General features: G+C 65.3%; 31 protein-coding genes. 24 read left to right on the top strand and 7 right to left on the bottom strand.

Annotated elements, in window-relative coordinates; genetic code table 11:
- Window positions 1–129: 129 nt before the first annotated feature.
- The 18 genes from DFO63_RS20435 to DFO63_RS20360 all read left to right on the top strand — a co-directional run bounded on the left by DFO63_RS20435 (window position 130) and on the right by DFO63_RS20360 (window position 7,336).
- On the top strand, window positions 130–594 hold the full coding sequence (locus DFO63_RS20435; RefSeq protein WP_119007701.1) for a hypothetical protein: 465 nt from the start codon (window positions 130–132) through the stop codon (window positions 592–594).
- Between the two features lie 109 nt (window positions 595–703).
- Window positions 704–856, top strand: a complete 153-nt coding sequence (locus tag DFO63_RS22175) for a hypothetical protein (RefSeq protein WP_182474444.1) — start codon at window positions 704–706, stop codon at window positions 854–856.
- Window positions 846–1,175 (top strand): hypothetical protein, encoded by a 330-nt coding sequence (locus DFO63_RS20430; protein ID WP_119007700.1) that lies wholly within the window; start codon window positions 846–848, stop codon window positions 1,173–1,175. The genes DFO63_RS22175 and DFO63_RS20430 overlap by 11 nt, the downstream gene beginning before the upstream one ends.
- A complete protein-coding gene (locus tag DFO63_RS22170; RefSeq protein WP_182474443.1) occupies window positions 1,172–1,321 on the top strand; it encodes a hypothetical protein in 150 nt (49 codons plus the stop codon). Before DFO63_RS20430 ends, DFO63_RS22170 begins: the two co-directional genes overlap by 4 nt.
- 43 nt (window positions 1,322–1,364) lie before the next feature.
- A complete protein-coding gene (locus DFO63_RS20425) occupies window positions 1,365–1,883 on the top strand; it encodes a hypothetical protein (protein WP_119007699.1) in 519 nt (172 codons plus the stop codon).
- A 91-nt stretch (window positions 1,884–1,974) separates the two neighbouring features.
- On the top strand, window positions 1,975–2,868 hold the full coding sequence (locus tag DFO63_RS20420; protein ID WP_119007698.1) for an ATP-binding protein: 894 nt from the start codon (window positions 1,975–1,977) through the stop codon (window positions 2,866–2,868).
- Window positions 2,869–2,870: 2 nt separating this feature from the next.
- Entirely contained in the window at window positions 2,871–3,461 is a 591-nt protein-coding gene (locus DFO63_RS20415) for a hypothetical protein (protein ID WP_119007697.1), read from the top strand.
- Window positions 3,458–3,673: a hypothetical protein gene (locus DFO63_RS20410; RefSeq protein ID WP_119007696.1), complete on the top strand. Its 216-nt coding sequence runs from the start codon at window positions 3,458–3,460 to the stop codon at window positions 3,671–3,673. The genes DFO63_RS20415 and DFO63_RS20410 overlap by 4 nt, the downstream gene beginning before the upstream one ends.
- Window positions 3,670–3,900: a hypothetical protein gene (locus DFO63_RS20405; protein WP_119007695.1), complete on the top strand. Its 231-nt coding sequence runs from the start codon at window positions 3,670–3,672 to the stop codon at window positions 3,898–3,900. The genes DFO63_RS20410 and DFO63_RS20405 overlap by 4 nt, the downstream gene beginning before the upstream one ends.
- Window positions 3,897–4,145, top strand: a complete 249-nt coding sequence (locus DFO63_RS20400) for a hypothetical protein (protein WP_099604518.1) — start codon at window positions 3,897–3,899, stop codon at window positions 4,143–4,145. The genes DFO63_RS20405 and DFO63_RS20400 overlap by 4 nt, the downstream gene beginning before the upstream one ends.
- A complete protein-coding gene (locus DFO63_RS20395) occupies window positions 4,142–4,360 on the top strand; it encodes a hypothetical protein (protein WP_119007694.1) in 219 nt (72 codons plus the stop codon). Before DFO63_RS20400 ends, DFO63_RS20395 begins: the two co-directional genes overlap by 4 nt.
- Window positions 4,357–4,824 (top strand): hypothetical protein, encoded by a 468-nt coding sequence (locus DFO63_RS20390; RefSeq protein ID WP_119007693.1) that lies wholly within the window; start codon window positions 4,357–4,359, stop codon window positions 4,822–4,824. The genes DFO63_RS20395 and DFO63_RS20390 overlap by 4 nt, the downstream gene beginning before the upstream one ends.
- Window positions 4,821–5,432 carry a hypothetical protein gene (locus tag DFO63_RS20385; protein ID WP_119007692.1) on the top strand — a complete coding sequence of 204 codons (612 nt, stop codon included), beginning with the start codon at window positions 4,821–4,823 and terminating at the stop codon, window positions 5,430–5,432. Before DFO63_RS20390 ends, DFO63_RS20385 begins: the two co-directional genes overlap by 4 nt.
- Entirely contained in the window at window positions 5,429–5,962 is a 534-nt protein-coding gene (locus DFO63_RS20380; RefSeq protein WP_119007691.1) for an HNH endonuclease, read from the top strand. Before DFO63_RS20385 ends, DFO63_RS20380 begins: the two co-directional genes overlap by 4 nt.
- On the top strand, window positions 5,959–6,159 hold the full coding sequence (locus DFO63_RS20375) for a hypothetical protein (RefSeq protein WP_119007690.1): 201 nt from the start codon (window positions 5,959–5,961) through the stop codon (window positions 6,157–6,159). Before DFO63_RS20380 ends, DFO63_RS20375 begins: the two co-directional genes overlap by 4 nt.
- A 4-nt stretch (window positions 6,160–6,163) precedes the next feature.
- On the top strand, window positions 6,164–6,448 hold the full coding sequence (locus DFO63_RS20370; RefSeq protein WP_119007689.1) for a hypothetical protein: 285 nt from the start codon (window positions 6,164–6,166) through the stop codon (window positions 6,446–6,448).
- Window positions 6,449–6,552: 104 nt separating this feature from the next.
- Window positions 6,553–7,062, top strand: coding sequence for a hypothetical protein (locus DFO63_RS20365; RefSeq protein WP_220452929.1), 510 nt, complete (start codon window positions 6,553–6,555; stop codon window positions 7,060–7,062).
- 55 nt (window positions 7,063–7,117) lie between these two features.
- Window positions 7,118–7,336 (top strand): AlpA family transcriptional regulator, encoded by a 219-nt coding sequence (locus DFO63_RS20360; protein ID WP_065183319.1) that lies wholly within the window; start codon window positions 7,118–7,120, stop codon window positions 7,334–7,336.
- Between the two features lie 316 nt (window positions 7,337–7,652).
- Here DFO63_RS20360 and DFO63_RS20355 read toward each other — a convergent pair whose 3' ends face one another.
- Window positions 7,653–8,069: a hypothetical protein gene (locus DFO63_RS20355; RefSeq protein ID WP_147416488.1), complete on the bottom strand. Its 417-nt coding sequence runs from the start codon at window positions 8,067–8,069 to the stop codon at window positions 7,653–7,655.
- 203 nt (window positions 8,070–8,272) lie between these two features.
- On the opposite strand from DFO63_RS20355, the gene DFO63_RS20350 reads away from it, so the two are divergent.
- Together DFO63_RS20350 and DFO63_RS20345 are read left to right on the top strand one after the other, a co-directional pair.
- Window positions 8,273–8,719 carry a hypothetical protein gene (locus DFO63_RS20350; RefSeq protein ID WP_119007687.1) on the top strand — a complete coding sequence of 149 codons (447 nt, stop codon included), beginning with the start codon at window positions 8,273–8,275 and terminating at the stop codon, window positions 8,717–8,719.
- 27 nt (window positions 8,720–8,746) lie between these two features.
- On the top strand, window positions 8,747–9,232 hold the full coding sequence (locus DFO63_RS20345; RefSeq protein ID WP_101765288.1) for a hypothetical protein: 486 nt from the start codon (window positions 8,747–8,749) through the stop codon (window positions 9,230–9,232).
- Window positions 9,233–9,246: 14 nt separating this feature from the next.
- Here the strand turns inward: DFO63_RS20345 and DFO63_RS20340 are convergent, their stop codons facing one another.
- Window positions 9,247–9,708 (bottom strand): isoprenylcysteine carboxylmethyltransferase family protein, encoded by a 462-nt coding sequence (locus DFO63_RS20340; RefSeq protein WP_119007744.1) that lies wholly within the window; start codon window positions 9,706–9,708, stop codon window positions 9,247–9,249.
- Between the two features lie 146 nt (window positions 9,709–9,854).
- Here DFO63_RS20340 and DFO63_RS20335 point away from each other — a divergent pair, with 146 nt between their 5' ends.
- Window positions 9,855–11,876 carry an alpha/beta fold hydrolase gene (locus DFO63_RS20335; RefSeq protein WP_119007686.1) on the top strand — a complete coding sequence of 674 codons (2,022 nt, stop codon included), beginning with the start codon at window positions 9,855–9,857 and terminating at the stop codon, window positions 11,874–11,876.
- Between the two features lie 18 nt (window positions 11,877–11,894).
- On the opposite strand, the gene DFO63_RS20330 is transcribed toward DFO63_RS20335, so the two are convergent.
- A complete protein-coding gene (locus DFO63_RS20330; RefSeq protein WP_233490848.1) occupies window positions 11,895–13,118 on the bottom strand; it encodes a cytochrome P450 in 1,224 nt (407 codons plus the stop codon).
- 380 nt (window positions 13,119–13,498) lie between these two features.
- Between DFO63_RS20330 and hchA the strand changes: the two genes are divergently transcribed.
- Both hchA and DFO63_RS20320 read left to right on the top strand, forming a co-directional pair.
- Complete coding sequence (gene hchA / locus DFO63_RS20325) at window positions 13,499–14,371, top strand: glyoxalase III HchA (RefSeq protein ID WP_119007685.1); 873 nt, start codon at window positions 13,499–13,501, stop codon at window positions 14,369–14,371.
- Window positions 14,372–14,375: 4 nt separating this feature from the next.
- Entirely contained in the window at window positions 14,376–15,080 is a 705-nt protein-coding gene (locus DFO63_RS20320; RefSeq protein ID WP_049445539.1) for a PA1136 family autoinducer-binding transcriptional regulator, read from the top strand.
- Between the two features lie 20 nt (window positions 15,081–15,100).
- Here the strand turns inward: DFO63_RS20320 and DFO63_RS20315 are convergent, their stop codons facing one another.
- Complete coding sequence (locus tag DFO63_RS20315; RefSeq protein ID WP_101765284.1) at window positions 15,101–16,327, bottom strand: cytochrome P450; 1,227 nt, start codon at window positions 16,325–16,327, stop codon at window positions 15,101–15,103.
- Window positions 16,328–16,727: 400 nt separating this feature from the next.
- Here DFO63_RS20315 and DFO63_RS20310 point away from each other — a divergent pair, with 400 nt between their 5' ends.
- The gene (locus tag DFO63_RS20310; RefSeq protein ID WP_049445442.1) at window positions 16,728–17,585 is read left to right on the top strand and encodes an endonuclease/exonuclease/phosphatase family protein; all 858 of its coding nucleotides are present in this window, start codon (window positions 16,728–16,730) and stop codon (window positions 17,583–17,585) included.
- A 19-nt stretch (window positions 17,586–17,604) separates the two neighbouring features.
- Here the strand turns inward: DFO63_RS20310 and DFO63_RS20305 are convergent, their stop codons facing one another.
- From DFO63_RS20305 to DFO63_RS20295, 3 genes are all read right to left on the bottom strand, one after another.
- Window positions 17,605–17,868 carry a hypothetical protein gene (locus DFO63_RS20305; RefSeq protein ID WP_049414598.1) on the bottom strand — a complete coding sequence of 88 codons (264 nt, stop codon included), beginning with the start codon at window positions 17,866–17,868 and terminating at the stop codon, window positions 17,605–17,607.
- 202 nt (window positions 17,869–18,070) lie between these two features.
- Window positions 18,071–19,492 (bottom strand): efflux transporter outer membrane subunit, encoded by a 1,422-nt coding sequence (locus DFO63_RS20300; protein ID WP_014646790.1) that lies wholly within the window; start codon window positions 19,490–19,492, stop codon window positions 18,071–18,073.
- A complete protein-coding gene (locus DFO63_RS20295) occupies window positions 19,486–20,223 on the bottom strand; it encodes an SDR family oxidoreductase (protein WP_049445446.1) in 738 nt (245 codons plus the stop codon). The genes DFO63_RS20300 and DFO63_RS20295 overlap by 7 nt, the downstream gene beginning before the upstream one ends.
- Between the last annotated feature and the right edge of the window lie 40 nt (window positions 20,224–20,263).

The following is a 20,263-nucleotide window of genomic DNA, read 5'->3' as shown; positions in this document are numbered from 1 at the left end:
TCTGAACCCCGCCCCGGCGGGGTTTTCTGTTCTCGCCAAAGAAATTTATGGGATCCCATTGACAGTGAACTATGGAATGCCATAGCTTAGCCCCGTCGGCCCACCCGGGCCATCCAGACGGGGCTCCACATGTTCGAGAACCTGCCGAGGAACACCGCGCGGTCCCGCTACCTGGGCCTGCGGTCGCACCTGCGCTGCCAGGACGATTGCCGCGAGGAACGGGGACTTCCGCTGCACCCGGCCAATGGCTTCATCGCCTGCCCGGACTGTGACGGCACCGGCGAACACACCCGCAACGACAGCGCCATCGGCGACCCGCAGTGCGAGTACGGCGTGGCCTGCGGCCGCTGCAACGGCGAAGGCGAGATTGCCGATGGCCTGATCGACCCGCTGCTGCTGATAGCGAAGTACCGCAAGGGCCGCTTCGGCTGGGCCATGAGCGAGCTCCGGGCGGCTGACCGCCGGTACCACTACAACCTGTACCGGATGCGCGCCATGCGCCCCTGCAGCGGTCTGGCTGCGGTCGACATGCTGGCCCGGGCACAGATGTGCGCCAACGACACGGCCCGCGCAATGCAGCAGGTGGCCGCATGACCGCCGCCGACCGAGCCCTGCACTTCCAGGCGCTGAAGCTGGCTTCGGGCTACCTGCTGGCCTTCTGCCTCGGTGTGGCTTTCACCGTCACGGTGCAGGCGGTGCTGTCGTGAGCCCGTTTGACCATCTGGACGCAGCCTTCGCCGACCACTTCGGCTTGCCCCCGATCACCCCGCCGATGTCGCTGGCGGAAGCCCGAGAACAACGCAACCGCGAGGCCGTGGACGGCCTGTGCGTGGAGGAAAACGACGATGAGCAGTAAGCACACCCCGGGGCCGTGGGCCTATCAAGAGGACAGCGACGCTTACACGCACATCGTGCGCGGCTCCAGCAACCGCTTCATCTGTCAGCTGGCTCAAACCACGTCGGCCGAGATCGAAGCCAACGCCCGTCTGATCGCCTCAGCGCCGGAGTCGCATGAAGCGAACCAACTGTTCGTGCAGGCGATCAACGAGATGCAGGGAATCAGCCCTGACCACAGCGACGAGCGCATCTACGACGAGATGCCGAGCAGCCAGCTGGCTATCGCCTACTTCGCTGCCCGCGCCGCCATCGCCAAGGCCACGGGCGGTGCGCAATGAGCCGCCGCTACCGCATCGCCTGGGCCGCCGTCGCGCTGTTCGCCGCCGTCGTCGTGCCGCTGCGCATCGCCGAGATCCACCAGGCCCACTCCGACTGTGACGCTGCGAAGGCCCGCTGGGCCAGCACCAGCAGCGTGCGCGGCTGACCATCCCCGCCGGCGCGGCCGGCTCCTACGAGAGGCACCACCGATGTTCCAACTCGATCAACACGATGCGGTCTTCTCGCATCTGAACCTGCGGAAGGAAAAGCACGGCGACGAAGACGCGGCCGCTGCTGACCTGAAGTTCTCGCTGAACGCTCCGAACACGATCCTCAACACCATCGACCCGGCCATCCTGCCGGCGTTCTGGAAGAAGGCCGACAAGGGCCAACAGCAGAACCTGCCGATGGAAGGTAGCACCGACCTGGTGGCGCTGAATCTGCCGCTGCTGGGCGAGCAGGACATCACCGGGAAGTTCGAAGGCTACGAGCTGTCGATCGGCTCCCTGATGGACCACATCGAGCCGGTGTTCTTCGCAGACGCCAAGGTGAAAAAGATCACCTGGAAGCCGCTCGAAGGCGGCAGCGTAGCCATGGGCTTCACCGTCTCGGTGCTGCTGGACGAGGACGAAGACGCCGAGCTGATCTCTGCATGGCGCCGCGGTCAGGTGCGCCTGACCCTCACGCCGCCGAGCGCAGCCGCCCAGCAGGCCGACCTGGCCGCGTAACGAATTCCCCGCCCTCACGGGCCCCGCGCCGGCCTGGATTCCACGACGCCGGCATCCATTCCTCGACACCACGCCAACGGGAGTTCTAACCATGGCACTGCGCATCATCCGCTCCACCGACCCTATCACGGTCACCCGCCTGAACGTCTGTATCTACGCTGCGCCCGGCCTGGGCAAAACGTCCATTTCGTTCACCGCTGACAAGCCGCTGCTGCTGGACTTCGACCGCGGCGCCCACCGCTCGGCCAACCGCAAGGACACCGTGCAGGTGGAGCGCTGGGAAGACGTGGCGCACATCACCGCCGACGACCTGGCCGACTTCAACACGGTGGTGGTCGACACGGCCGGCCGCGCGCTCGACACCCTGACGCCGGACATCATCCGCCGCAATCCGAAGATGGGCCGGGGTGGTTCGCTGACGCTGCAGGGCTTCGGGCAGCTGAAAAGCGAGTTCGTCGCATGGCTGAAGCACCTCAACAGCCTGGGCAAGGACGTGGTTCTGATCGCCCACATGGATGAGCAGCGCAACGGCGACGAGATCATTGAGCGTCTGGACGTTCAGGGCGGCAGCAAGGGCGAGATCTACAAGGCTGCGGATGCCATGGGCCGGCTGTCGATCCGCGACGGCAAGCGCATGCTCAACTTCAGCCCGACCGATGCGTCGTTCGGGAAGAACCCGGGCCAGCTGGAGCCGCTGGAAGTGCCTCACCCGGAGCGTGACCCGCAGTTCCTGGCTCGCGTGATCCAGCAGATCAAAGACCGGCTCAACGCCATGACCGAGGAACAGCGCGAGGCTCAGGCTGCACTGGAGAAGTGGCGCGACCGTACCACCGCTGCCGGGGACGTTGCCGCGATCAATGCGCTGCTGCCGGAGGCAAAGGGCGGCTCGCAGGCCATGAAGGTGCTGCTGAACGACCGTGCCGCCGCGCTCGGCCTGACCTTCGACAGCAAGGCCGGCCAGTACGCCGCGCCGAAGGCGGCCTGACCGTGCTGGCCCGCGTGTCCAACATCGAGGCGTTCCGGAAGTGGCGGGACGCCGACGACCAGCCGGTGGCAGACCTGGTGCGCTACATCACCGTGGATCGGCCCACCAAGGCGATGCTGGCCGGTACCGCGTTCCACGATGCTCTGGAGCACGCGGTGCCGGGCGACTACGACGTGCTGCAGGCGATGGATCACACGTTCCATCTGCCCGACTGCGAGCTGGTACTGCCGACGATCCGCGAGGTTCGCGCTTATGGCGAGTACGGCGGCCTGACCGTGACCGGCAAAGTGGACTGCCTCGACGGAAAGCGCGTCGATGACCACAAGACCACCAGCCGGTTCGATGCCGAGCGGTATCTCGCCGGCTACCAGTGGCGGTACTACCTGGACCTGTTCGGCGCCGACGTCTTCCGCTGGAACGTATTCGAGCTGAAGGAGGTGGGCGAACTGGAGTACCGCGTGTCGCCCCCGCAGCTTCTGGAGGTGACCCGCTACCCCGGCCTGCACGAAGACTGCATGCAGCTGGCGCTGGACTACCTGGCCTTTGCCGAGGAACACCTGCCGGCCAACTACCGCGCCGAGGTTGCGGCATGAGGGGCCTCAACTACGACTATCCCCACGTCGGTACGAAGCGCGGCGGCAACAACCGCGCCCGCCAGTTCGACCACGTGATCGACGGGAAGCGCGTCACGACCATGGAAGTGGCCGAGGCGCTGGGCCTGACGAAGAAGCAGGCCGCGGCGCGGCTGAAGCTGGGCCCGTTCCCGCTCACCTGGGAAGGCCTGCGCGGAGATCCGCTGGCATGAAGACCTGCACGAAGTGCGCGGCCCGGCTGCCGCTGCGGTTCTTCCCCCTGATCAACGGCAAGGCCACCGCCGCGTGCGCGCCCTGCCGGAACACCGAGCGCCGCCTGCACGACCCGCTGCGCCCCCTGCGCCGCGACCCGCTGCAGGTCCACCTGAACAACCTCACCCAAAGCTGGCAGCGCCGCACCCGATGGCCGCTGCTGGCACATCAGGAGTCGCAACGATGAAGAACGGAGATATGCCCACAGCCCCGATGCTCAATGAGCATGGCTGCCCCCAGCATTACTCATCGATTCTGGTCCAACAGGGGCAGGTCACTGGCCTGACCAAGCGCGAACTGATCGCGGCAATGGCTATGCAGGGGTTCTTGGCAAACAAGGCCCATGCAACTCACTTCATGCCTGAGCACGACGCACGCTACTGCATCCAGATTGCCGACGCGCTTCTGGCCGAGCTGGAGCAGAGCGCATGACCAGCATCCACGTACAGCCGACCTTCGACCTGGCCACGCAGGCCGAGAAGAACCGCCAGCGGGCGGAGATCGACGCCGATATTGCGCGCTTCGAAGCCGCCGGCGGCAAGGTCCAGAAGCTCGGCAACAGCCCCATCGACCGATCCACCATAAGCCGCCGCCAAGTGGTCGAGGGTGGGCACGACAGCCGCACGAAGAAGGGAGCCCGCGCATGAGCAGCAATATCAAACGTTGGGATTACGACCATCTGGCGGGTGGACCCACCGAGGACGCAGAGGGCAGCTACGTCCTCCACTCCGACCACGAGGAAGAGGTAACCCGCCTGCGCGCTGAGCTTCAGAACGCCGCCAAGGCCGCGCTCGATGCAACTGCGCTGGCCTGCGAGAAGGAGCGGGAGGCGGATGCGCTGCGGGTGAAGTGCGACGAATTGTCCATGCTTCATGTGGCGGCAATTCAGGACAAATCGCATCTTGAAATCAAGTATCGCAATGCATGCAGCCGAGCTGATCGTGACCAGGAGGATGCGGAGCGGTATCGGTGGCTGCGCAACAAGGCGAATGACTCCTATCGATCTGCGCCCATGGTTGCGGCAAATCCGATGGACCGCGAGACCACAAGGCTGATCCATTCCGAAGAACTGGACACAGCCATCGACGCCGCAATGGGAGCATCCGCATGACCACCGACAACAAGACCCTGGCGGACGTGCAGTCCGGTGGGAGGGTGAGGCTGGGGGGTGCACACTCGCTCGCTGATCGCATCACCGACCACCTTTGCAATAACGAGTACGACATTGGTGGTCGAGCTGAACTGCTGTCGTGTGTATCTGAAGCCATCGCCGCCGATGCGCGTGAGCGTTTTGAGGCGTGGGCGCGGCTGAGGGGTCACACCCTCACGCGTGCAGCTGACGGCGAATACTGCTTCATCAATGTTCGAAACCTGTGGACTCAATGGCAAGCTGCCCTCTCAACCCAGCCCTCCCCGGGTGGTCAGGGGGATGCGCTAGAGTTGCTGGAAGCCTATGACCAAGCCGTTGAAGACCTATCGACGGAGCGCTCCGATGGCTGGAACGAGGACAACCGACGCCCGCAGTTGGAAGCCGATGTTGCCGAACTGCGCGCCGAGTTGGTCGCAGCACTCGCCGCCCGCCAGCCGGTGGGGGAGCCGGTAGCAGCTATTGGCACGATTGAGGAAGACGAGGGCGGATTCGTTGTTCATCTGTATCCCAGCGAATCGTTGCCAGTCGGGGCAAAGGTCTACGCCGCACCGCCAGGAGGTACGGAATGAACAAGGTTCCGATGGCGCGACTGCGGGAGCTCCTGAGGCTGGATGCAGATACTGGACTGCTGCACTGGTTGGTTGGAAGGCCAAATGGAGCTAAGGCTGGCGATGTGGCTGGAGGACAGGACCGCAACCGGTACGTACGCCTGGAGGTAGACCAAGTGAAGCTGGCCGCCCATCGGGTGGCGTGGGCACTGCACACAGGCTACTGGCCGCCAGATGGAATGCAGATCGACCACATCAACGGGATCAAGACTGACAACCGGCCGGTGAACCTAAGACTGGCGAACAACAGCGAGAACCAGTGCAGTGCCAAGTCTCGCCCGGGCCGCTCCGGTCTGCGAGGTGTTGATTGGTCGATCCAGATGGGCCGTTGGAGGGCAAAGATCATGAAGGGCAAACGCACCATCCACCTAGGCTACTTCCACGACAAGAACGAAGCCCACGCTGCGTACTGCCAAGCAGCAACAGAGATCCATGGTCCGTTCCATAACACCGAGTCACGGAAGGCAGATAGCCAGGCGGTGGGCAAATGAGCGCCGACAGCGAGCAGGATCCACCCCGATACGTGGTGCTGAAGGCATCCGGCAGTCGGTACGCCTACGTCAACGACACCCACGAACGCCGCACGGTGACCCGCTGGGACATTCTGAAGGCGAACGGCTGGGACAAGGCTGAGCTGCAGTGCAAGCGGCTCAACGAAGAGTATGAGCGAGGGCAGACCAATGGCTGATCCAATGATCCTTGTAGCCCACGGCGCAAAGGCCAAGCAGAACTTCGACGCCGAGCCTCCGCGCTGCATGACCTGTGTCTACTTCCGCCGCGAGCCGCACACCCTCCACGAACTTCGGCAGGTCAAGACTCATCGAGGGAAGATCAGGACGATCAGGGTTCCCAAGCGGAAGGACGCCATCCTCAACCCGATCGTAGACCGCTGCAGCTTCGGAAATTTCCTGGTTAAGCCTCACGCGATATGCGACGAGTGGCGGAGCCGCGCTGGCGAGGTAATTGACCATGGCTGACCAGCTGCTCACCGCTGCAATGGAGGACTACGTATGAGAGTTCTGATCGCCTGTGAGTACAGCGGCGCAGTCCGGGATCAGTTCCTTGGGGGGGGCATGAAGCGATGAGCTGCGACCTCCTCCCAACCGATGTTCCTGGACCGCACTACCAAGGCGATGTGCGCGACGTGCTGGACTATCCGTGGGATCTGATGATCGCCCATCCGCCATGCACCCACCTATCGGTCAGCGGCGCGCGGCACTTCGAGGCCAAGCGCATGGACGGCAGGCAGCAGTCGGCGGTTTCATTCTTCATGATGCTGGCGAAAGCAGATATCCCGATGATTGCCATCGAGAACCCGGTTTGCATCATGTCCTCGATGTGGCGTCAGCCGGACCAGGTTATCCAGCCGTGGCAGTTCGGCCATGGTGAGACAAAGGCTACGGCGCTGTGGCTGAAAGGCCTTCCCCGCCTAACGCCTACCAACATCGTGGAAGGCCGTGAGGATCGAATTCACCGTATGGCACCCGGCCCCGATCGCTGGAAGGAACGCAGCAAGACCTATCCGGGGATTGCCGCAGCGATGGCCGACCAGTGGGGATCAATTCTGCACCTGCGGAGGATGTCCGCATGAACACCGCCACCGAGCAGCTGCGCGCTGCGCTGGCCACGAACTGAAGGAGGACACCATGGCTACCGAGCCGCTCGTTTTCATCAAGATGCCCGAGGTCAAGCGCCGCACGGGCCTGGGCAAGACCACAATCTATGACCGGATCAGCGCCGGCACCTTTCCGGCGCCTGTGCCGCTGGGCGGCAACGCGGTAGGCTGGATCGAGGCTGAGGTGGACGCCTGGCAGGCCGCCCGGGTTGCCGAGCGGGATGGAATTGAACCCGCCAAGGCTGCATAGAGTGGGGGTATTGCTGGGGGTATCGGTTTCGGACACCAGCACAAACCACCTTCACCATCAACAACTTGCGTTCACATTGCGGTAGGGCCCACCTCCACCAATACCGGGTCCGCAAGGGTCCACGAAAAGCCGGAATCCCTCGTCAAATAAGGGGTTCCGGCTTTTTCGTTTTCCACCCTTGTCCACCGGTACCGACTAGGCCCCGTATCCGTCGCTTAGTCTCACTGACGAGGCAATCGTTGACGGCGGGGGCCATTTGATTCAGCGCCTGGAACGCGTCGCCTGGAAGCACTTCAAACCTTGGATGAGCGGCAACCTACTGCCGCTCCATCGTTGGCCGTCCACCGGCAGGCCATGAGATGCGATAGGCCAGGACATCGCTAGCAGCGACCGTCACATTCTGGAATGTTGAGACGTTCTGGCAAAGACCGCCACCGGCCTCAAGCTTCAGGAAGTAGGTTCCAGGCACCACGTGCATGCTGACCGATTCGCCTGGCTTCAACGCAACGACCTTCTGGTTGTCTATCAGGATGTCGAACGAGCAGCCACCGCCCGCAAACCCTTTATCGCGAGTCACGTTGATGGTGGCCGAGCGATCGGGACTGCTTTCAAGGTAACTGGCGTCGTACATTCGACCGGCTGACACAGCCTTCGCTGTCCCCGGGTTGACTGCCGTTGAGGAGCATCCGGCGGCAAGCAGGACCAAGAACCCCAGAGCCGAAATCTTCTTCATACGTCCTCCCTGTAGGCAGGCGAGTCTACCCGGCCGACAAGTTCAAGGAAAACCTGCCCGTCCGGGGCAAGAAGCCGGATCCCGTTACGACCGGGGTTCCGGCTACGTTTATGCCTGCACGTCTGGAAGGCTGTAACTCCAGGCCCTTTTCATTGCATCATTCCGTCCATCGAGACCCCGATCTCCGCCAAGGAAGAACTGTGATGAAGAAGCTGCTCGTCCCTGCTCTGCTGATTACCGCACTGTCCGGCTGCATGCCTACCAAGCAGGCATCCCCCGAGCAGATCAAGGACGCTCCGGCCGCACGCATTTTCCCGATCGACGCCCAGGGAGAACCCACGGGCACCATCACGGTCACCCGCGACGTTGGATTCGTGGGCAGCGGCTGCTACATGGGCGTCATGGTCGACGGGAAGATGGCCGCACATCTCGACCCCGCCGAGCGCCTGTCCCTTGTCCTGGCCGAGGGGCGCCACGTACTGACCGCCACGCCTGTCCAGGGGCGGGGCCTGTGCGGCGTGCTGCAATCGGAGAAGACCAACAATTCCCGCCGGCGCTCGACCGAAATCAACGTCCGCGCTGGCGCCACACAGGCCTATCGCCTCTACTCCTCCGCTGAAGAGTTCCCGGTGATCGAGCCAGCGTTCTGATTCCTGCTACCGCCAGAAGGATCTGCAATGAAAACCGCCACAACCACGCTCGCCCTGCTCCTCGCTGCTTTCGCCGCTGCCCCAGCCACACACGCTGCCACACCAGCCATCGCGCCCCCCGGCACCGCCACGCTCGAAGCGCTGCTGGCCTGCAAGGCCGGCTCGAACTTCAGTGCGGCCGAAGCCATCGATGCGCTGCAGGCGGCCGGCCTGGCCAAGAAGCCAGGCGGCACGTTCGAGCCGGAGGACAAGCCGGTCGCGCTGTTTGGCGGCACGGTCACCAGTGCCGATGTAAACGTGGCCGAAGGCGAGAAGAGCCTCTTCGTGTACTTGAACGGTGTCGATTCCAAGCGCCTGGCCAAGGCCTGGTCGGTGACCGAGGTCAACGAGCACGCCAGTACCGAAGAGCCGTCCTACGTGAAGCGCATCGACAAGCGCCACACCCTGCACGTGATCGCGGGTGACGACTACGAAGGCTATTCGGCAGCGGTGAAGTGCCAGATCAGCCGCTGATGGGGTAGCCGACGCTACAGCCAGCGTGGCACGCGATGACGGTACTGCGCGTACGCCTCCGGAAAGCGGGCCATCAGTGCCCGCTCCTCCGGCAGGATCTGCAGCCAGGTGATGTACACCAGGAACAGCGGCACCACCAGCAGCGCGATCAGGTTCTGCAGGTACACCATGGCCCCAAACAGGACCAGCGCCTGGCCGAGATACATCGGATTTCGCGTGCGGCGGTAGATTCCGCTGGTAACCAGCGCGCTCGACGCCGAAGGCCGCAGAGGATTGACGGTGGTACCGGCGCGCTGGAACGACAGCTTGGGCAGCAGATTGAGCACGACACCCAGCGTCATCGTCACGCCTGCCAGCAGGATCGGCACCGGCACACGAAGGTGCAAACCCGGCAGCAGCCAGCGTGCTGCAAAGCCTGCAGCGGCGCACAGCAGCAGTACCACGGGCGGGGGAATGCGGGTTTCAAGCCAGGCCATCGCGATCACCGTGTCCCTTCCATTCACCGCAGTGTCACACGGGAATGGCTGAATCGCCCACGGCGGCCAGGCCCAAACCGACCGCCCGGTCTATTCCGCTTTGACAGGCCGGCCGCTAGAGTGGCGCCACCGCGCAGGAGGATCGTATGGCTACCACGGGCTTGGGCTTCATCGGCCGCACGACCCTCATCATCACCGTGCTGCTCACCCTGGGCGGCTGCGCGACGCTGCGCCAGTTCGGGCCGTCGGTGCAGGTTGCCTCGGTCACGCCCGGCCAGTACATCGCGCTCAAGCGCGGTGACATCCTCACCTCCGGCAAGCTCAGCGCGGCGACCACCGAGACCCTGCGGGTGGCCGGCCTCGACGAAGGCGTCTGCGCCAAGCCCGGCCTGCCCTGCATCGAGGCGATGGAAGGCAGCATCGTGGTACGCGAGGAAGACAAGCGCTCCAGCCTGGCCGAGCTGTGGCTGCAGTATGCGATGACCCTGCCCGCGCCGAAGCGCGAGTACTCGGCATCCGGCCGCGCCAAGACTGCGATCACCGAGCTGGATGCCGACTTCCAGCCGCGCCTGGACGCCTGGATGCAGGTTGCGCGCCAGGCCTATGCCTATCTGTTCTTCACCGAACGCACCGCCAACCAGCGTGGTTTCGAAGACCGCCAGACCCAGGTGCGCGACTACTACAACCTGGCTGTGCAGGAAGCCTCGGTGCAGCTGTACAACGCGTATGCCACCGGGCGCGTGCACAGCCAGGCCAGCCATTTCCAGCTGGGCCGCTGGACCTTCGTGCTGGCGCCTTCAGGCGAAGCATCGCCGCTGGATACGCGTACCCCTACCGAGCTGGTACCGGCGGCCTCGCTGTCCTTCACCGGCACGCTGCGCAGCGTGCATCGCCGCGATGGCTTCGGTGCCGAGCTGGTGGCGGTGATGGACGACCCGGCCGGCAGCACGGCTACCCCGCCTGCAGCAACGACGCCTGCCACGCAGGCAGGCAGCCCGGCCAGCCAAAGCTGGAGCGAGATGCCCTCGCCTTCGATGACGGTGCTGCTGCGCTTCTCGGGCAAAAACCTGTGGGAGGTGCTGCATGACGACGAGCCGGAACTGGAGATCCACGATCCCTACCAGGTCTCGGAAGTGACCCTGCATGGCCAGCAAGTGCCGTTGGCGGCCAACTTCACTGCGGGCTATGCACTGTGGCTGGCACGCTCGAACTTCAGCCACCAGTCGCTGCGCTCGTTGTTTGGTGGCAAGGGCGGCATCGACACGCCGCATCTTTACATGATGCAGCCCTACGACCCGAACCGCCGCGTGCTGTTGATGATCCATGGCCTGGCCAGCAGTCCGGAGGCCTGGGTCAACGTGGCCAACGAACTGATGCGCGACGACGAGATCCGCCAGGACTTCCAGGTCTGGCAGTTCTATTACCCGACCAACATGCCCATCGCGATGAGCCACGATGCAATGCGCCACACGCTGGCCGAAGTGTTCAAGCACTTCGACCCCAGCGGCAAGGCGCAGGCCTCGCATGACATGGTGCTGGTCGGGCACAGCATGGGCGGGGTGATCGCGCGCTTGATGGTGTCCTCTTCCGGCGACCACCTGGTCGACACCCTGCTGGCCACCGCGCAGATGACGCCCGCCCAGCGCGAGCTGCTGCGCACCAAGGGCGCGCCGGTGCTGACCTTCCTGCCGGAACCGGAAGTATCGCGGGTGGTGTTCATCGCCACGCCGCATCGCGGCACCGACGTGGCCGGCACCCGCCTCGGCCGTTGGATTGGCCGCCTGGTACGGCTGCCGCTGACCGTGCTGGAAGACGTGACGACGCTGGCCAACGACGGCCAGATCGATCGCAACGATGGCAAGCACGGCTACCAGATGAACAGCATCCAGAACCTGGACAAGGACGATCCGTTCGTCCGCGCCGTCGCCGACCTGCCGATGTCACCGAAGGTGCACTACCACTCGATCATCGCCCGCGCCAAGGCCGATGGCCCGCTGGAAAAGACCGACGACGGGCTGGTGCCCTACTGGAGCTCGCACCTGCCGCACGCGGATTCGGAGAAAGTGATCGTGTCTGGGCACAGCGTGCAGGAAGCCACGCCGGCCATCATCGAGCTGCGGCGGATCCTGCATGAGGACATGCAGGAATACGGACGAACGGGGAAGTAAGCCGCCGGCCCCGGCAGATCAGGCACCTGCCGTGCGCCGCGAGAACGTACCGTGCAGCGCTGCCGGGATCGCGAAGCCCTCCATGCGCACCTCGGGCCGGTAGCCGGCGCTGGGGGTGAAACGGAATTCGCGCGCCAGCAGCCCGCACAGCAGTACCAGCTGCGCGTTGCCGACCGCCGATCCCACGCAGGAACGCGTGGGGAAGCCATAAGGCACATAGATACCAGCGGTGCGCTTGCGCCGCTCCGGCAGCCAGCGATCGGGATCGAACTGCAGCGGGTCATCCCAGTACTTCGCCGAGCGATGCTGGATGAACGAGCTCAGCTCGAACACCGTGCCCTCGGCGATGGCCTGCCCTTCCACCTGCAGATCGCAGGCGGCCACGCGACGGTTGTTGAAGGGCGTGGAGTACAGCCGCATTACTTCCTTCAGGAAGCGCATGGTGCAGGGAATCCTGGCCATCGGCAGCGCATGGATCTCCGCATCCGAGAGCGGTGCGAATTCCTCCTCGATGCGCTGGCGCCAGTGCGGATGCATCTGCATCGCCAGCAGCAGGCAGGCGGCCATCATGCCGGGCACGCCGGAAATGGCGATCAGCTGCACGGTGACCAGGTAGGTAACCTTGTCCAGGCCGATGCGCTCGCGCAGGCTCAGCAATGACTGCGCGTAGTCCAGCGGCACGCGCCCGTCGCGTACGCGTCGCTTCAGTTCGGCGGCGATCGCCCGCGATTCGCCGCGACCGATGAGGAAGTTGCGCAGCAGATGACGCCGATGGATGACCTGCTCGACCTGGGTGGTGTAGCGCAGATGCAGGGCGCGTTCGATGGCCGCGGTGCCGCGCGCGTCGAGCCCGTCGATCACCAGTGGCACCAGCGGATGCGCCATCACCTTCCACACGGCGGGCGTGGCATCCAGCTCGCGCCCGCACAGTGCGTCCAACGCCTGCCGCATGCGCGACTGCAGCGCCTCCAGGGTCTGCGCTCCGGTAAGCTCAGCACTGCGCGTGGCGATCAGGCTGCGTACTTCGGTCCAGCGCACGCGTTCGTGCCGGCGGAACAGGTCGGCCAGCGACTCGACCACGAACAGGTGCTCGGAATTCTTCTTGTCGACCTTGCCGGCCAGCTCCGGGCAGAACACCCCGATGCCGCCGGTTTCCAGTTTCAGCACCGGTCCTTCGCGCTCCACGCGCGCAGCCAAGCGCTCGGCAGCAATGGCGCTGCCTTCATTCGACATCCCTTGCATGCAGTGCGTCTCCGGCAGGAAGGGACTCGAAAGACGAGTCCCTTCGTCTTGCTACCGCTCAATCGCGGGGTTGCCCCGCAGGATCAGAACTCGACCCAGAGCGGCCAGGTATTCCACACACTGCTCTTCTCGTTCGGATGGATATTCAGAGTGACGCGCAATGCTCGGGCGAATCTTTTCATTTTCATTCCTTTGCTTGCTGTGTGGTTATGCCGGGATTATCCCGGCACCGGCTAGATAACACGACATAATCCTGCTGTCCAACCGGGCCGCTGCCGCGATGCAGCATCCGGGTGATGGTCCATTGAGGGGAATCCCTCATCGCGCCTGCGCACGCGGCCTCCTATGCTGGGCTCACTTTCCCCCCAACGGAGGTCCGCATGAACACGCAAGAGCCCAGCCGCCAGCCCAGCCCCGATCCGGCCGAGCGCGATGCCTTCTTCCCGTCGCCGTATTCGCTGTCGCAGTTCACCTCGCCGAAGAGCGACCTGTCCGGCGCCGACTATCCGGATGCGCGCCGCGATGGCCGCTGGAAGGTACTGATGATCGCCGCCGACGAACGTTATCTGCCGACCGCCAATGGCCACCTGTTCTCCACCGGCAACCACCCGGTGGAAACCCTGCTGCCGATGTACCACCTGGACAAGGCTGGCTTCGATATCGACGTCGCGACGCTGTCCGGCAACGCCGTCAAGTTCGAATGGTGGGCCTTCCCGCGCGAGGACCGCGAGATCGGCGCCCTGTACGAACGCTACGAGGCGCGCTTCCGCCAGCCGTTGCAGCTGGACGAGGTGGTGGCTGGCCTGGGCGCCGATTCAAACTATGCCGCCATCTTCATTCCGGGTGGCCACGGCGCATTGATCGGCCTGCCTGAAAGCACGGCAGTGAAATCCGCGCTGCAATGGGCCATGGCCGGCCAGCGCCACATCATCACGCTCTGCCATGGCCCGGCAGCGCTGCTGGCGGCAGGTATCGACGAAGCCGGGGATGGCTCGCTGTTCCGTGGTTACCGCATCTGTGCCTTCCCCGACGCGATGGACCGGCAGACACCGGAGATCGGCTACATGCCGGGGCAGTTGCGTTGGTTCTTCGGTGAACGCCTGGCCCAGCAGGGCGTGCAGATCGTCAACGAGGGCATTGATGGCAGCGTGCTGCAGGATCGCCTGCTGCTGACCGGCGACAGTCCGCTGGCCGGCAATGCGCTGGGCAAGCTGGCCGCGCGCACGCTGCTCGACGCGCTGGCCGGGCGCTGAGCCAATGCCTGCGCTGGTGCCCGCGCTGCTGGAACTGGAACAGGCGCGGTCGCTGGCCGCGGTGGGCGGCGTGCTGCGCGCCGCCGCCTCGCCACTGGGCTACGACCGGCTGCTGGTGTTCGCCACCGGAACCGGGCTGGAGCGCGACGCGCAGCGCGTGTACTGGATCGAGGGTGACTGGTTCGGCGACGGCAGCGATACCGATCTCACCCGCTACCTGCACGCCTGCCCGGTCAACCGCCATGTGCTGGACAGCAATGCGCCGTTCTTCTGGAGCAAGCGCCAGGGCGTGCGCGGCGAACGCTACCAGGTGGTGAAGCAGCCGCGCGGCGATGGCCTGCATGGGTTGCAGGTACCGGTGTTCGGCCCGACCGGCCTGGAAGGTGCGGTCAGCTTCGCCGGCACCTCGATTGATGCGTCCGCCAGCGCGCGCCTGCAGCTGGAAATGGTCGGTGCGTCAGCCTTCCGTGCGGCGCGGCGGCTTGCCGAAGCGCCGGCGGATGTTCCCGTAGGCGCTTTGAGCGCACGCGAACGCGAAGTGCTGCGCTGGGTTGCCGCTGGCCGGCGCCAGGCCGAAATCGCGGCCACGCTGGGGCTGTCTGCACGCACGGTGGAGAACCATCTGCGGCGAGCGCGGCAACGGCTCGGCGTGGCTACCACCGCGCAGGCGGTGCGCGCGGCAGCCCGCCGTGGCGAGATTGAAGACTGATCCAGGCACTGCCGTTGCCGTCACGCGCAGCGCGGCGTCAGCGTACCGATGAAGTCGACCGGAATGGCAAAGCCTTCCAGCTGCATCCACGGTGTTGGCTCATCCTGTACCGTCAACTCGAAATCGCGGGTCACCAGCGCGCAGAACAGCAGCAGCTGCGCGTGGCCGACCGCACTGCCGATGCAGGCCCGCGAGGAAAAACCGAAAGGTACGTAGGCGCCCTTGTTGGCCTGGCGTCGCTCCGGCAACCAGCGATCAGGATCGAAGCTGTCCGGGTTCTGCCAATACTCCGGGGAGTGATGCTGGAAGTAGGACGACAGCTCGTACGCCCCGCCCTTGCGGATGCACACGCCCTCGATATCGATATCGTGCGAGGCCGGACGGTGCAGGGCGAACAGCCCCGGCCACAGCCGCAGGGTTTCCTTGACGAAACGCGACGTGCACGGCAGCGACTTGATCGGCAGTGCGTACAGCTGCTCCAGGCTCAGCGCCGAGGTTTCCTCGCGGATGCGCGCCTGCCAGTGCGGAAAACGGTGCATTGCGTACAGCAGGCTGGCCGCAGTGATGCCCGGCAGGCCCGACATGCCGGCCAGCACCATCGATACCAGATAGGCCACGCGATCCACCCCCACCCGCTGCACCAGCGGCAGCAGGGATTGCAGGAAGTCCTCGCGCGGCACGGTCCCGCGTGCACGACGCCGGATGTGCCGCGACACCGTGCGGGCCGCGCGGCGGGAAAGATGGAAGTCGATGATCCGTCGCCAGAACGAGAAGTTCTGCAGCACGATGGCGTTGTATCGGGTCTTCTGCTCACCGATGAGCGCATCGACATCGGAACGACTGAGGCCATCGATCAGCAGCGGCAACAGCGACTGCGAAATCGTCCACCAGCTCAGTTCGCTGAGGTCGTGCGGCCTGTCCGCGCGCTGGGCAAGGAAGCCGTGCATGCGCGTGTAGAGGTCGCGCATGTGGCCGGGACTGGCCAGCCGCCCGGCCTGCTCGCTCAGCAGTGCCCGCACCTCGCGCCACGCAACCGGATCCCTGCCTCTGCGCAGCCCGAGAAAATCAATCAGTGAATCCGGTACGGTGTGCTGGTCGGTGTTGGCCTTGTCGATCCTGACCGCCAGGGCCGGATCAAAGATGCCGACAACATCATTGTTGAAGCGCAGTACCGGCCCTTCGCGACGCACGCGTTCGAGCAGATCGTCGATGGAAACCACTTCCGCATCCGCTGCACGCTCATCCATGCCCTGCCTCCAATGCCAGGGAAGATCATCGACCTTCCCTGGCGATGTCATCGAATACGTGGAGTCCTTCCGGTCAGAAGATATTCCAGTAGCGATACTTGGAACGGATGCACTGCGTGGAATTGTCCGAACGCAGGTTCAGCGACACCTGCAGGGCGCGAATCAATCGTGACATGGCACAGCTCCTTGTGGTTCCGTTGATGGTTGCTGCGGCGCCGGGTTCAGTGGCCGGCAGCGCCGTTCTAGCACGCAGGCCCGCGCGGGCGGGTCAATGCGCCGTCAAGGCCCTGCTGAATACGCCGCGGCGACCGGCGGATACCGCCAGCGCACGCACAGCCATGAACAGGCAATCCGTGCGATGCTCCGTGAAACCGTTTTCATGGAATGGAGGGATTCCACGATGTTGTCGCGTTTCCGTCGCCCCGTACTGTGTGCCCTGCTGGCGCTTGCCCTGCCTGCGACCAGCGCCTGGGCCGCAGCGCCCGCGCCGTTGAAGGTGATGTCGTTCAATGTGCGCACCCCGGCCGATACCGAGCCCGGCAAGCGCTGGCCCGATCGTCGCGATGCGATGGTGAAGGTCATCCTCGATGCGCACCCGGCGGTGATCGGCACCCAGGAGCTGGTGCAGGAGCAGGCTGAGTACCTGGCCGGACACCTCCCCGGCTACCGCTGGTTCGGCGAGGGCCGCCGCGGCGGCAGCGGCGACGAGCACATGGGTGTGTTCTACGACAGCACGGTGCTGGCGATCGAGGAATCAGGCAACTTCTGGCTGTCCGACACGCCTGATGTGCCCGGCAGCATCACCTGGGGCAACCTGTACCCGCGCATGGTCACCTGGGCGCTGTTCCGCCGCATCGACGACGGCCGCCGCTTCTATTTCATGGATACCCACCTGCCCTACCGTGACGAGGACGAACCACGCCGGGTGAAGGGTGCCGAGCTGATCGGCAAGCGCCTGGCCAGCCTGCCGGCCGACCTGCCGGTGGTGCTGACCGGTGACTTCAACAGCGAGCCCGGCGGTGACACCTACAAGGCATTCACCCGTGTGCTGCAGGACACCCGTGCCCAGGTGAAGGCACCGCAGGGCCCGCGACTGACCTTCCACGATTTCACCGGCAAGGCCACCGTGCAGCTGGACTGGGTGCTGGTGCGCGGCTTCCGTGCGCGCAGCTTCCTGACCGATGACCGCCGCATCGACGGCGTGCTGCCATCGGACCACTTCCCGCTGGTCGTCGAACTGGACTGGCCGAAGCACTGAACCCCCACGGCAGCCACCGCTATAGCGGCGGCTGCCGCGACAGCAGGCGATACAGCGCCTGGTGCTGATCGCGCGCCTGGCAGATGCGGGCGCCGATTGCCAGGAACACGGCGACCCCGATCAGGCCCAGCCCCAGCATCGAATCCTGCAGGCGCAGGAAACCGACCGCGGCGGCCATCGTCGCCAGCACCAGCAGCACCACGACCGCCACCGACAGCCCCGCACCCGGTGGACCCGGATCGCCGAACAACATCCGTTGGGTATCCCGCCTTCCGTCCGCCATCGCCTGTCCTCCCGTGTGTCTGACCCACTAGTTACACGGCGGGCCGGCATTCCGGCAGAGTCAGAAACGTCACGACGATGGCAATGTGCACGGCATGCACCGCCCTTCCTGCGCCTGCCGCCCACGCAGGGAGCAGGACACACCGCTGCCGCGGGGCGTGAAAGCAGAAGGGGACGGAAGCCACTGCCTCCGTCCCCTGCGGTTACTGCACCTGCGCCACGCTCGGTTGCTGCGGTGATTGCCCCCAGCCGCCCAGCGCCTTGTACACGCCGACCACGCTGACATTGACTTCGGACTCGGCCGCCGCCAACGCGTCATCAGCCGCCAACTGCGTGCGCTGCGCATCCAGCAGGGTCAGGAAGTCTTCCGAACCCTCGCGATAGCGGATCTGTGCCAGCGATTCGGCACGCCGTGCCGCCTGCGCCTGCTCGACCACGATCGCCAGCCGCGCCTGCTGCTTGGAGTAGCGGGTCAGCGCGTTCTCGGTGTCTTCCAGGGCCAGCAGTACCGCCTGCTCGTACTGCGCGGCCACGCCTTCGGCTTCAGCCTTGCTGGCACGCAGGCGCGCACGCACGGTGCCGAAGTCGAATGCGGCCCAGCTCAGCGACGGGGTCAGCGACCAGGCCTTGTTGTTGCCATTGACCAGGCCGCTGGCATCGCCCCCCAGGAAACCGACGAAGCCGGACAGCGACAGCCGCGGGAACAGGTCCGCGGTGGCCACGCCCACGCGTGCGGTCGCGGCCGCCAGGCGACGCTCGGCCACGCGCACGTCGGCGCGCTGACGCAGCAGTTCGCGGGTATCGCCCAGCGGCAATGCCTTGGCGAAGGCCGGCACGTCATGCGGCGCGAGCATGTCGGTCAGCACTTCCGGGCGCTGGCCGAGCAGCACCGCCAGTCGGTTGCGCGACTGCGCCTCGGCCACTTCCAGCAGCGGGATGTCGGCCTCGATCGCCTTCAGGCGGGCGCGGCTGCTCTGCACATCCAGCTCGCTGCCGGCGCCCAGTTCCCAGCGCGCCTCGGTCAGCTTCTGCGTATCGCGCAGGTTTTCCAGGGTGTGCTGGGCTACGGCAATACGCTTCTGCGTGCCGCGCAGCTCGAAGTAGTTGCGTGCCACTTCGGCGGCGACCAGTACCTGTGCGTCGGCCAGGTTGGCCTGCTCGGCACCGAGGTCGGCACGCGCGGCTTCGGCAGCACGGCGCTTGCGGCCGAACAGATCCAGCTCCCAGCCGGCGTCGAAGCCGAGCTGGTAGCTTTCACTGAACACCCGCTGCCCACCCAGCTGCGGATCGGGTTGCTTGCGGCGGTCGTAGCTGCCGCCTGCGGTGATGTGCGGGGCCTGGTCGAAGCGGCTTTCGACGAACACCGCGCGGGCCTGGCTGACGCGGGCCACGGCCACGCGCAGGTCCAGGTTGTCCGACAGTGCGCCATGCACCAGCTGTTCCAGCACCGGATCATCGAACTGCGCCCACCAGCTGGCCACCGGCGAGACGGTGCTGAAGACCGGCTGCTGTGCGCTCTGCAGGACCACCGGTTCCTGCACCGGGGCCTTGTAGTTCGGGCCGACGCTGACACAGCCTGCCAGCACCAGGCTGGAGACGGCCATCGCCAACGTGCGGATCACCATGGCAGCACCTCGCCCAGGTAGGTGAAGCTGCCGTTCGGGCCTTCATGGCCGATCAGTGCCATCTGCACGCTGGAACGCGCGCCCTCGGCGATTTCGATTTCGCCCTGGCCACCGTTCATGTCGGTCTTCACGTAGCCCGGATGCACGGTGTTGACCTTGATCTGCGAACTGCGCAGTTCGTGTGCCAGGGCCAGCGTCCAACTGTTCACCGCTGCCTTGGAGGCGTTGTAGGCCGGGATCTTGAAATCGTAGATGCCCGATGCCGGATCGGCGTGCAGGGTCTGCGAACCGAGGATGCTGGAGACGTTGACGATGCGTCCGGCCTTGGCCTGCTGCAGCAGCGGCAGGAACGCCTGGGTCACCGCGACCAGTGCATAGACGTTGGTGTCGAAGGTGCGGCGCCAGGTATCCAGCGACTGCTCCGACGGCAGCTGCGCCGGGTTTTCCAGCAGCACGCCGGCATTGTTGACCAGGATGTCGAGACGGCCGTGGCGTTCGCGCACCTGCTGCACGGCGTCGGCGATGCTGGCGCCGTCGGTGACGTCCAGCTGCAGCGCTTCCACCGGCAGGCCCTCGGCCTGCAGCTTCAGCGCCTGCTCCACGGCGGTCTCGCGCTTGCGGCCGGCCAGCAGCGTGTGCACGCCGGCCTGGGCCAGCTGGCGCACGGTCTCCGCGCCGATGCCACGGGTGGCGCCGGTGACCAGCGCGATCTTGTTCTGATGGGTATTCATGGATGCATGCCTTGTGAGGGGAAAGCCGCCGCCGGCCAGT

The sequence above is a fragment of the Stenotrophomonas sp. AG209 genome (assembly GCF_003550055.1).
Classification (GTDB): domain Bacteria; phylum Pseudomonadota; class Gammaproteobacteria; order Xanthomonadales; family Xanthomonadaceae; genus Stenotrophomonas.
Note: the sequence above shows the minus strand (reverse complement) of the source record. Positions and strands in the feature narration are given on the sequence as shown.

What these genes read in the sequence shown, in the direction of transcription:
- DFO63_RS20320 (WP_049445539.1), top strand. Translation starts at nt 14,376, where the DNA reads ATGCCTGCGCTGGTGCCCGCGCTGCTGGAACTGGAACAGGCGCGGTCG.
- DFO63_RS20370 (WP_119007689.1), top strand. Translation starts at nt 6,164, where the DNA reads ATGATCCTTGTAGCCCACGGCGCAAAGGCCAAGCAGAACTTCGACGCC.
- DFO63_RS20365 (WP_220452929.1), top strand. Translation starts at nt 6,553, where the DNA reads ATGAGCTGCGACCTCCTCCCAACCGATGTTCCTGGACCGCACTACCAA.
- DFO63_RS20410 (WP_119007696.1), top strand. Translation starts at nt 3,458, where the DNA reads ATGAGGGGCCTCAACTACGACTATCCCCACGTCGGTACGAAGCGCGGC.
- DFO63_RS20420 (WP_119007698.1), top strand. Translation starts at nt 1,975, where the DNA reads ATGGCACTGCGCATCATCCGCTCCACCGACCCTATCACGGTCACCCGC.
- DFO63_RS20315 (WP_101765284.1), bottom strand. Translation starts at nt 16,327, where the DNA reads ATGGATGAGCGTGCAGCGGATGCGGAAGTGGTTTCCATCGACGATCTG.
- DFO63_RS20300 (WP_014646790.1), bottom strand. Translation starts at nt 19,492, where the DNA reads ATGGTGATCCGCACGTTGGCGATGGCCGTCTCCAGCCTGGTGCTGGCA.
- DFO63_RS20335 (WP_119007686.1), top strand. Translation starts at nt 9,855, where the DNA reads ATGGCTACCACGGGCTTGGGCTTCATCGGCCGCACGACCCTCATCATC.
- DFO63_RS20400 (WP_099604518.1), top strand. Translation starts at nt 3,897, where the DNA reads ATGAAGAACGGAGATATGCCCACAGCCCCGATGCTCAATGAGCATGGC.
- DFO63_RS20405 (WP_119007695.1), top strand. Translation starts at nt 3,670, where the DNA reads ATGAAGACCTGCACGAAGTGCGCGGCCCGGCTGCCGCTGCGGTTCTTC.
- DFO63_RS22170 (WP_182474443.1), top strand. Translation starts at nt 1,172, where the DNA reads ATGAGCCGCCGCTACCGCATCGCCTGGGCCGCCGTCGCGCTGTTCGCC.
- DFO63_RS20375 (WP_119007690.1), top strand. Translation starts at nt 5,959, where the DNA reads ATGAGCGCCGACAGCGAGCAGGATCCACCCCGATACGTGGTGCTGAAG.
- DFO63_RS20330 (WP_233490848.1), bottom strand. Translation starts at nt 13,118, where the DNA reads ATGCAAGGGATGTCGAATGAAGGCAGCGCCATTGCTGCCGAGCGCTTG.
- DFO63_RS20425 (WP_119007699.1), top strand. Translation starts at nt 1,365, where the DNA reads ATGTTCCAACTCGATCAACACGATGCGGTCTTCTCGCATCTGAACCTG.
- DFO63_RS20395 (WP_119007694.1), top strand. Translation starts at nt 4,142, where the DNA reads ATGACCAGCATCCACGTACAGCCGACCTTCGACCTGGCCACGCAGGCC.
- DFO63_RS20360 (WP_065183319.1), top strand. Translation starts at nt 7,118, where the DNA reads ATGGCTACCGAGCCGCTCGTTTTCATCAAGATGCCCGAGGTCAAGCGC.
- DFO63_RS20390 (WP_119007693.1), top strand. Translation starts at nt 4,357, where the DNA reads ATGAGCAGCAATATCAAACGTTGGGATTACGACCATCTGGCGGGTGGA.
- DFO63_RS20345 (WP_101765288.1), top strand. Translation starts at nt 8,747, where the DNA reads ATGAAAACCGCCACAACCACGCTCGCCCTGCTCCTCGCTGCTTTCGCC.
- DFO63_RS20310 (WP_049445442.1), top strand. Translation starts at nt 16,728, where the DNA reads ATGTTGTCGCGTTTCCGTCGCCCCGTACTGTGTGCCCTGCTGGCGCTT.
- DFO63_RS20305 (WP_049414598.1), bottom strand. Translation starts at nt 17,868, where the DNA reads ATGGCGGACGGAAGGCGGGATACCCAACGGATGTTGTTCGGCGATCCG.
- DFO63_RS20380 (WP_119007691.1), top strand. Translation starts at nt 5,429, where the DNA reads ATGAACAAGGTTCCGATGGCGCGACTGCGGGAGCTCCTGAGGCTGGAT.
- DFO63_RS20385 (WP_119007692.1), top strand. Translation starts at nt 4,821, where the DNA reads ATGACCACCGACAACAAGACCCTGGCGGACGTGCAGTCCGGTGGGAGG.
- DFO63_RS20355 (WP_147416488.1), bottom strand. Translation starts at nt 8,069, where the DNA reads ATGAAGAAGATTTCGGCTCTGGGGTTCTTGGTCCTGCTTGCCGCCGGA.
- DFO63_RS20340 (WP_119007744.1), bottom strand. Translation starts at nt 9,708, where the DNA reads ATGGCCTGGCTTGAAACCCGCATTCCCCCGCCCGTGGTACTGCTGCTG.
- DFO63_RS20350 (WP_119007687.1), top strand. Translation starts at nt 8,273, where the DNA reads ATGAAGAAGCTGCTCGTCCCTGCTCTGCTGATTACCGCACTGTCCGGC.
- DFO63_RS20430 (WP_119007700.1), top strand. Translation starts at nt 846, where the DNA reads ATGAGCAGTAAGCACACCCCGGGGCCGTGGGCCTATCAAGAGGACAGC.
- DFO63_RS20295 (WP_049445446.1), bottom strand. Translation starts at nt 20,223, where the DNA reads ATGAATACCCATCAGAACAAGATCGCGCTGGTCACCGGCGCCACCCGT.
- DFO63_RS20435 (WP_119007701.1), top strand. Translation starts at nt 130, where the DNA reads ATGTTCGAGAACCTGCCGAGGAACACCGCGCGGTCCCGCTACCTGGGC.
- hchA (WP_119007685.1), top strand. Translation starts at nt 13,499, where the DNA reads ATGAACACGCAAGAGCCCAGCCGCCAGCCCAGCCCCGATCCGGCCGAG.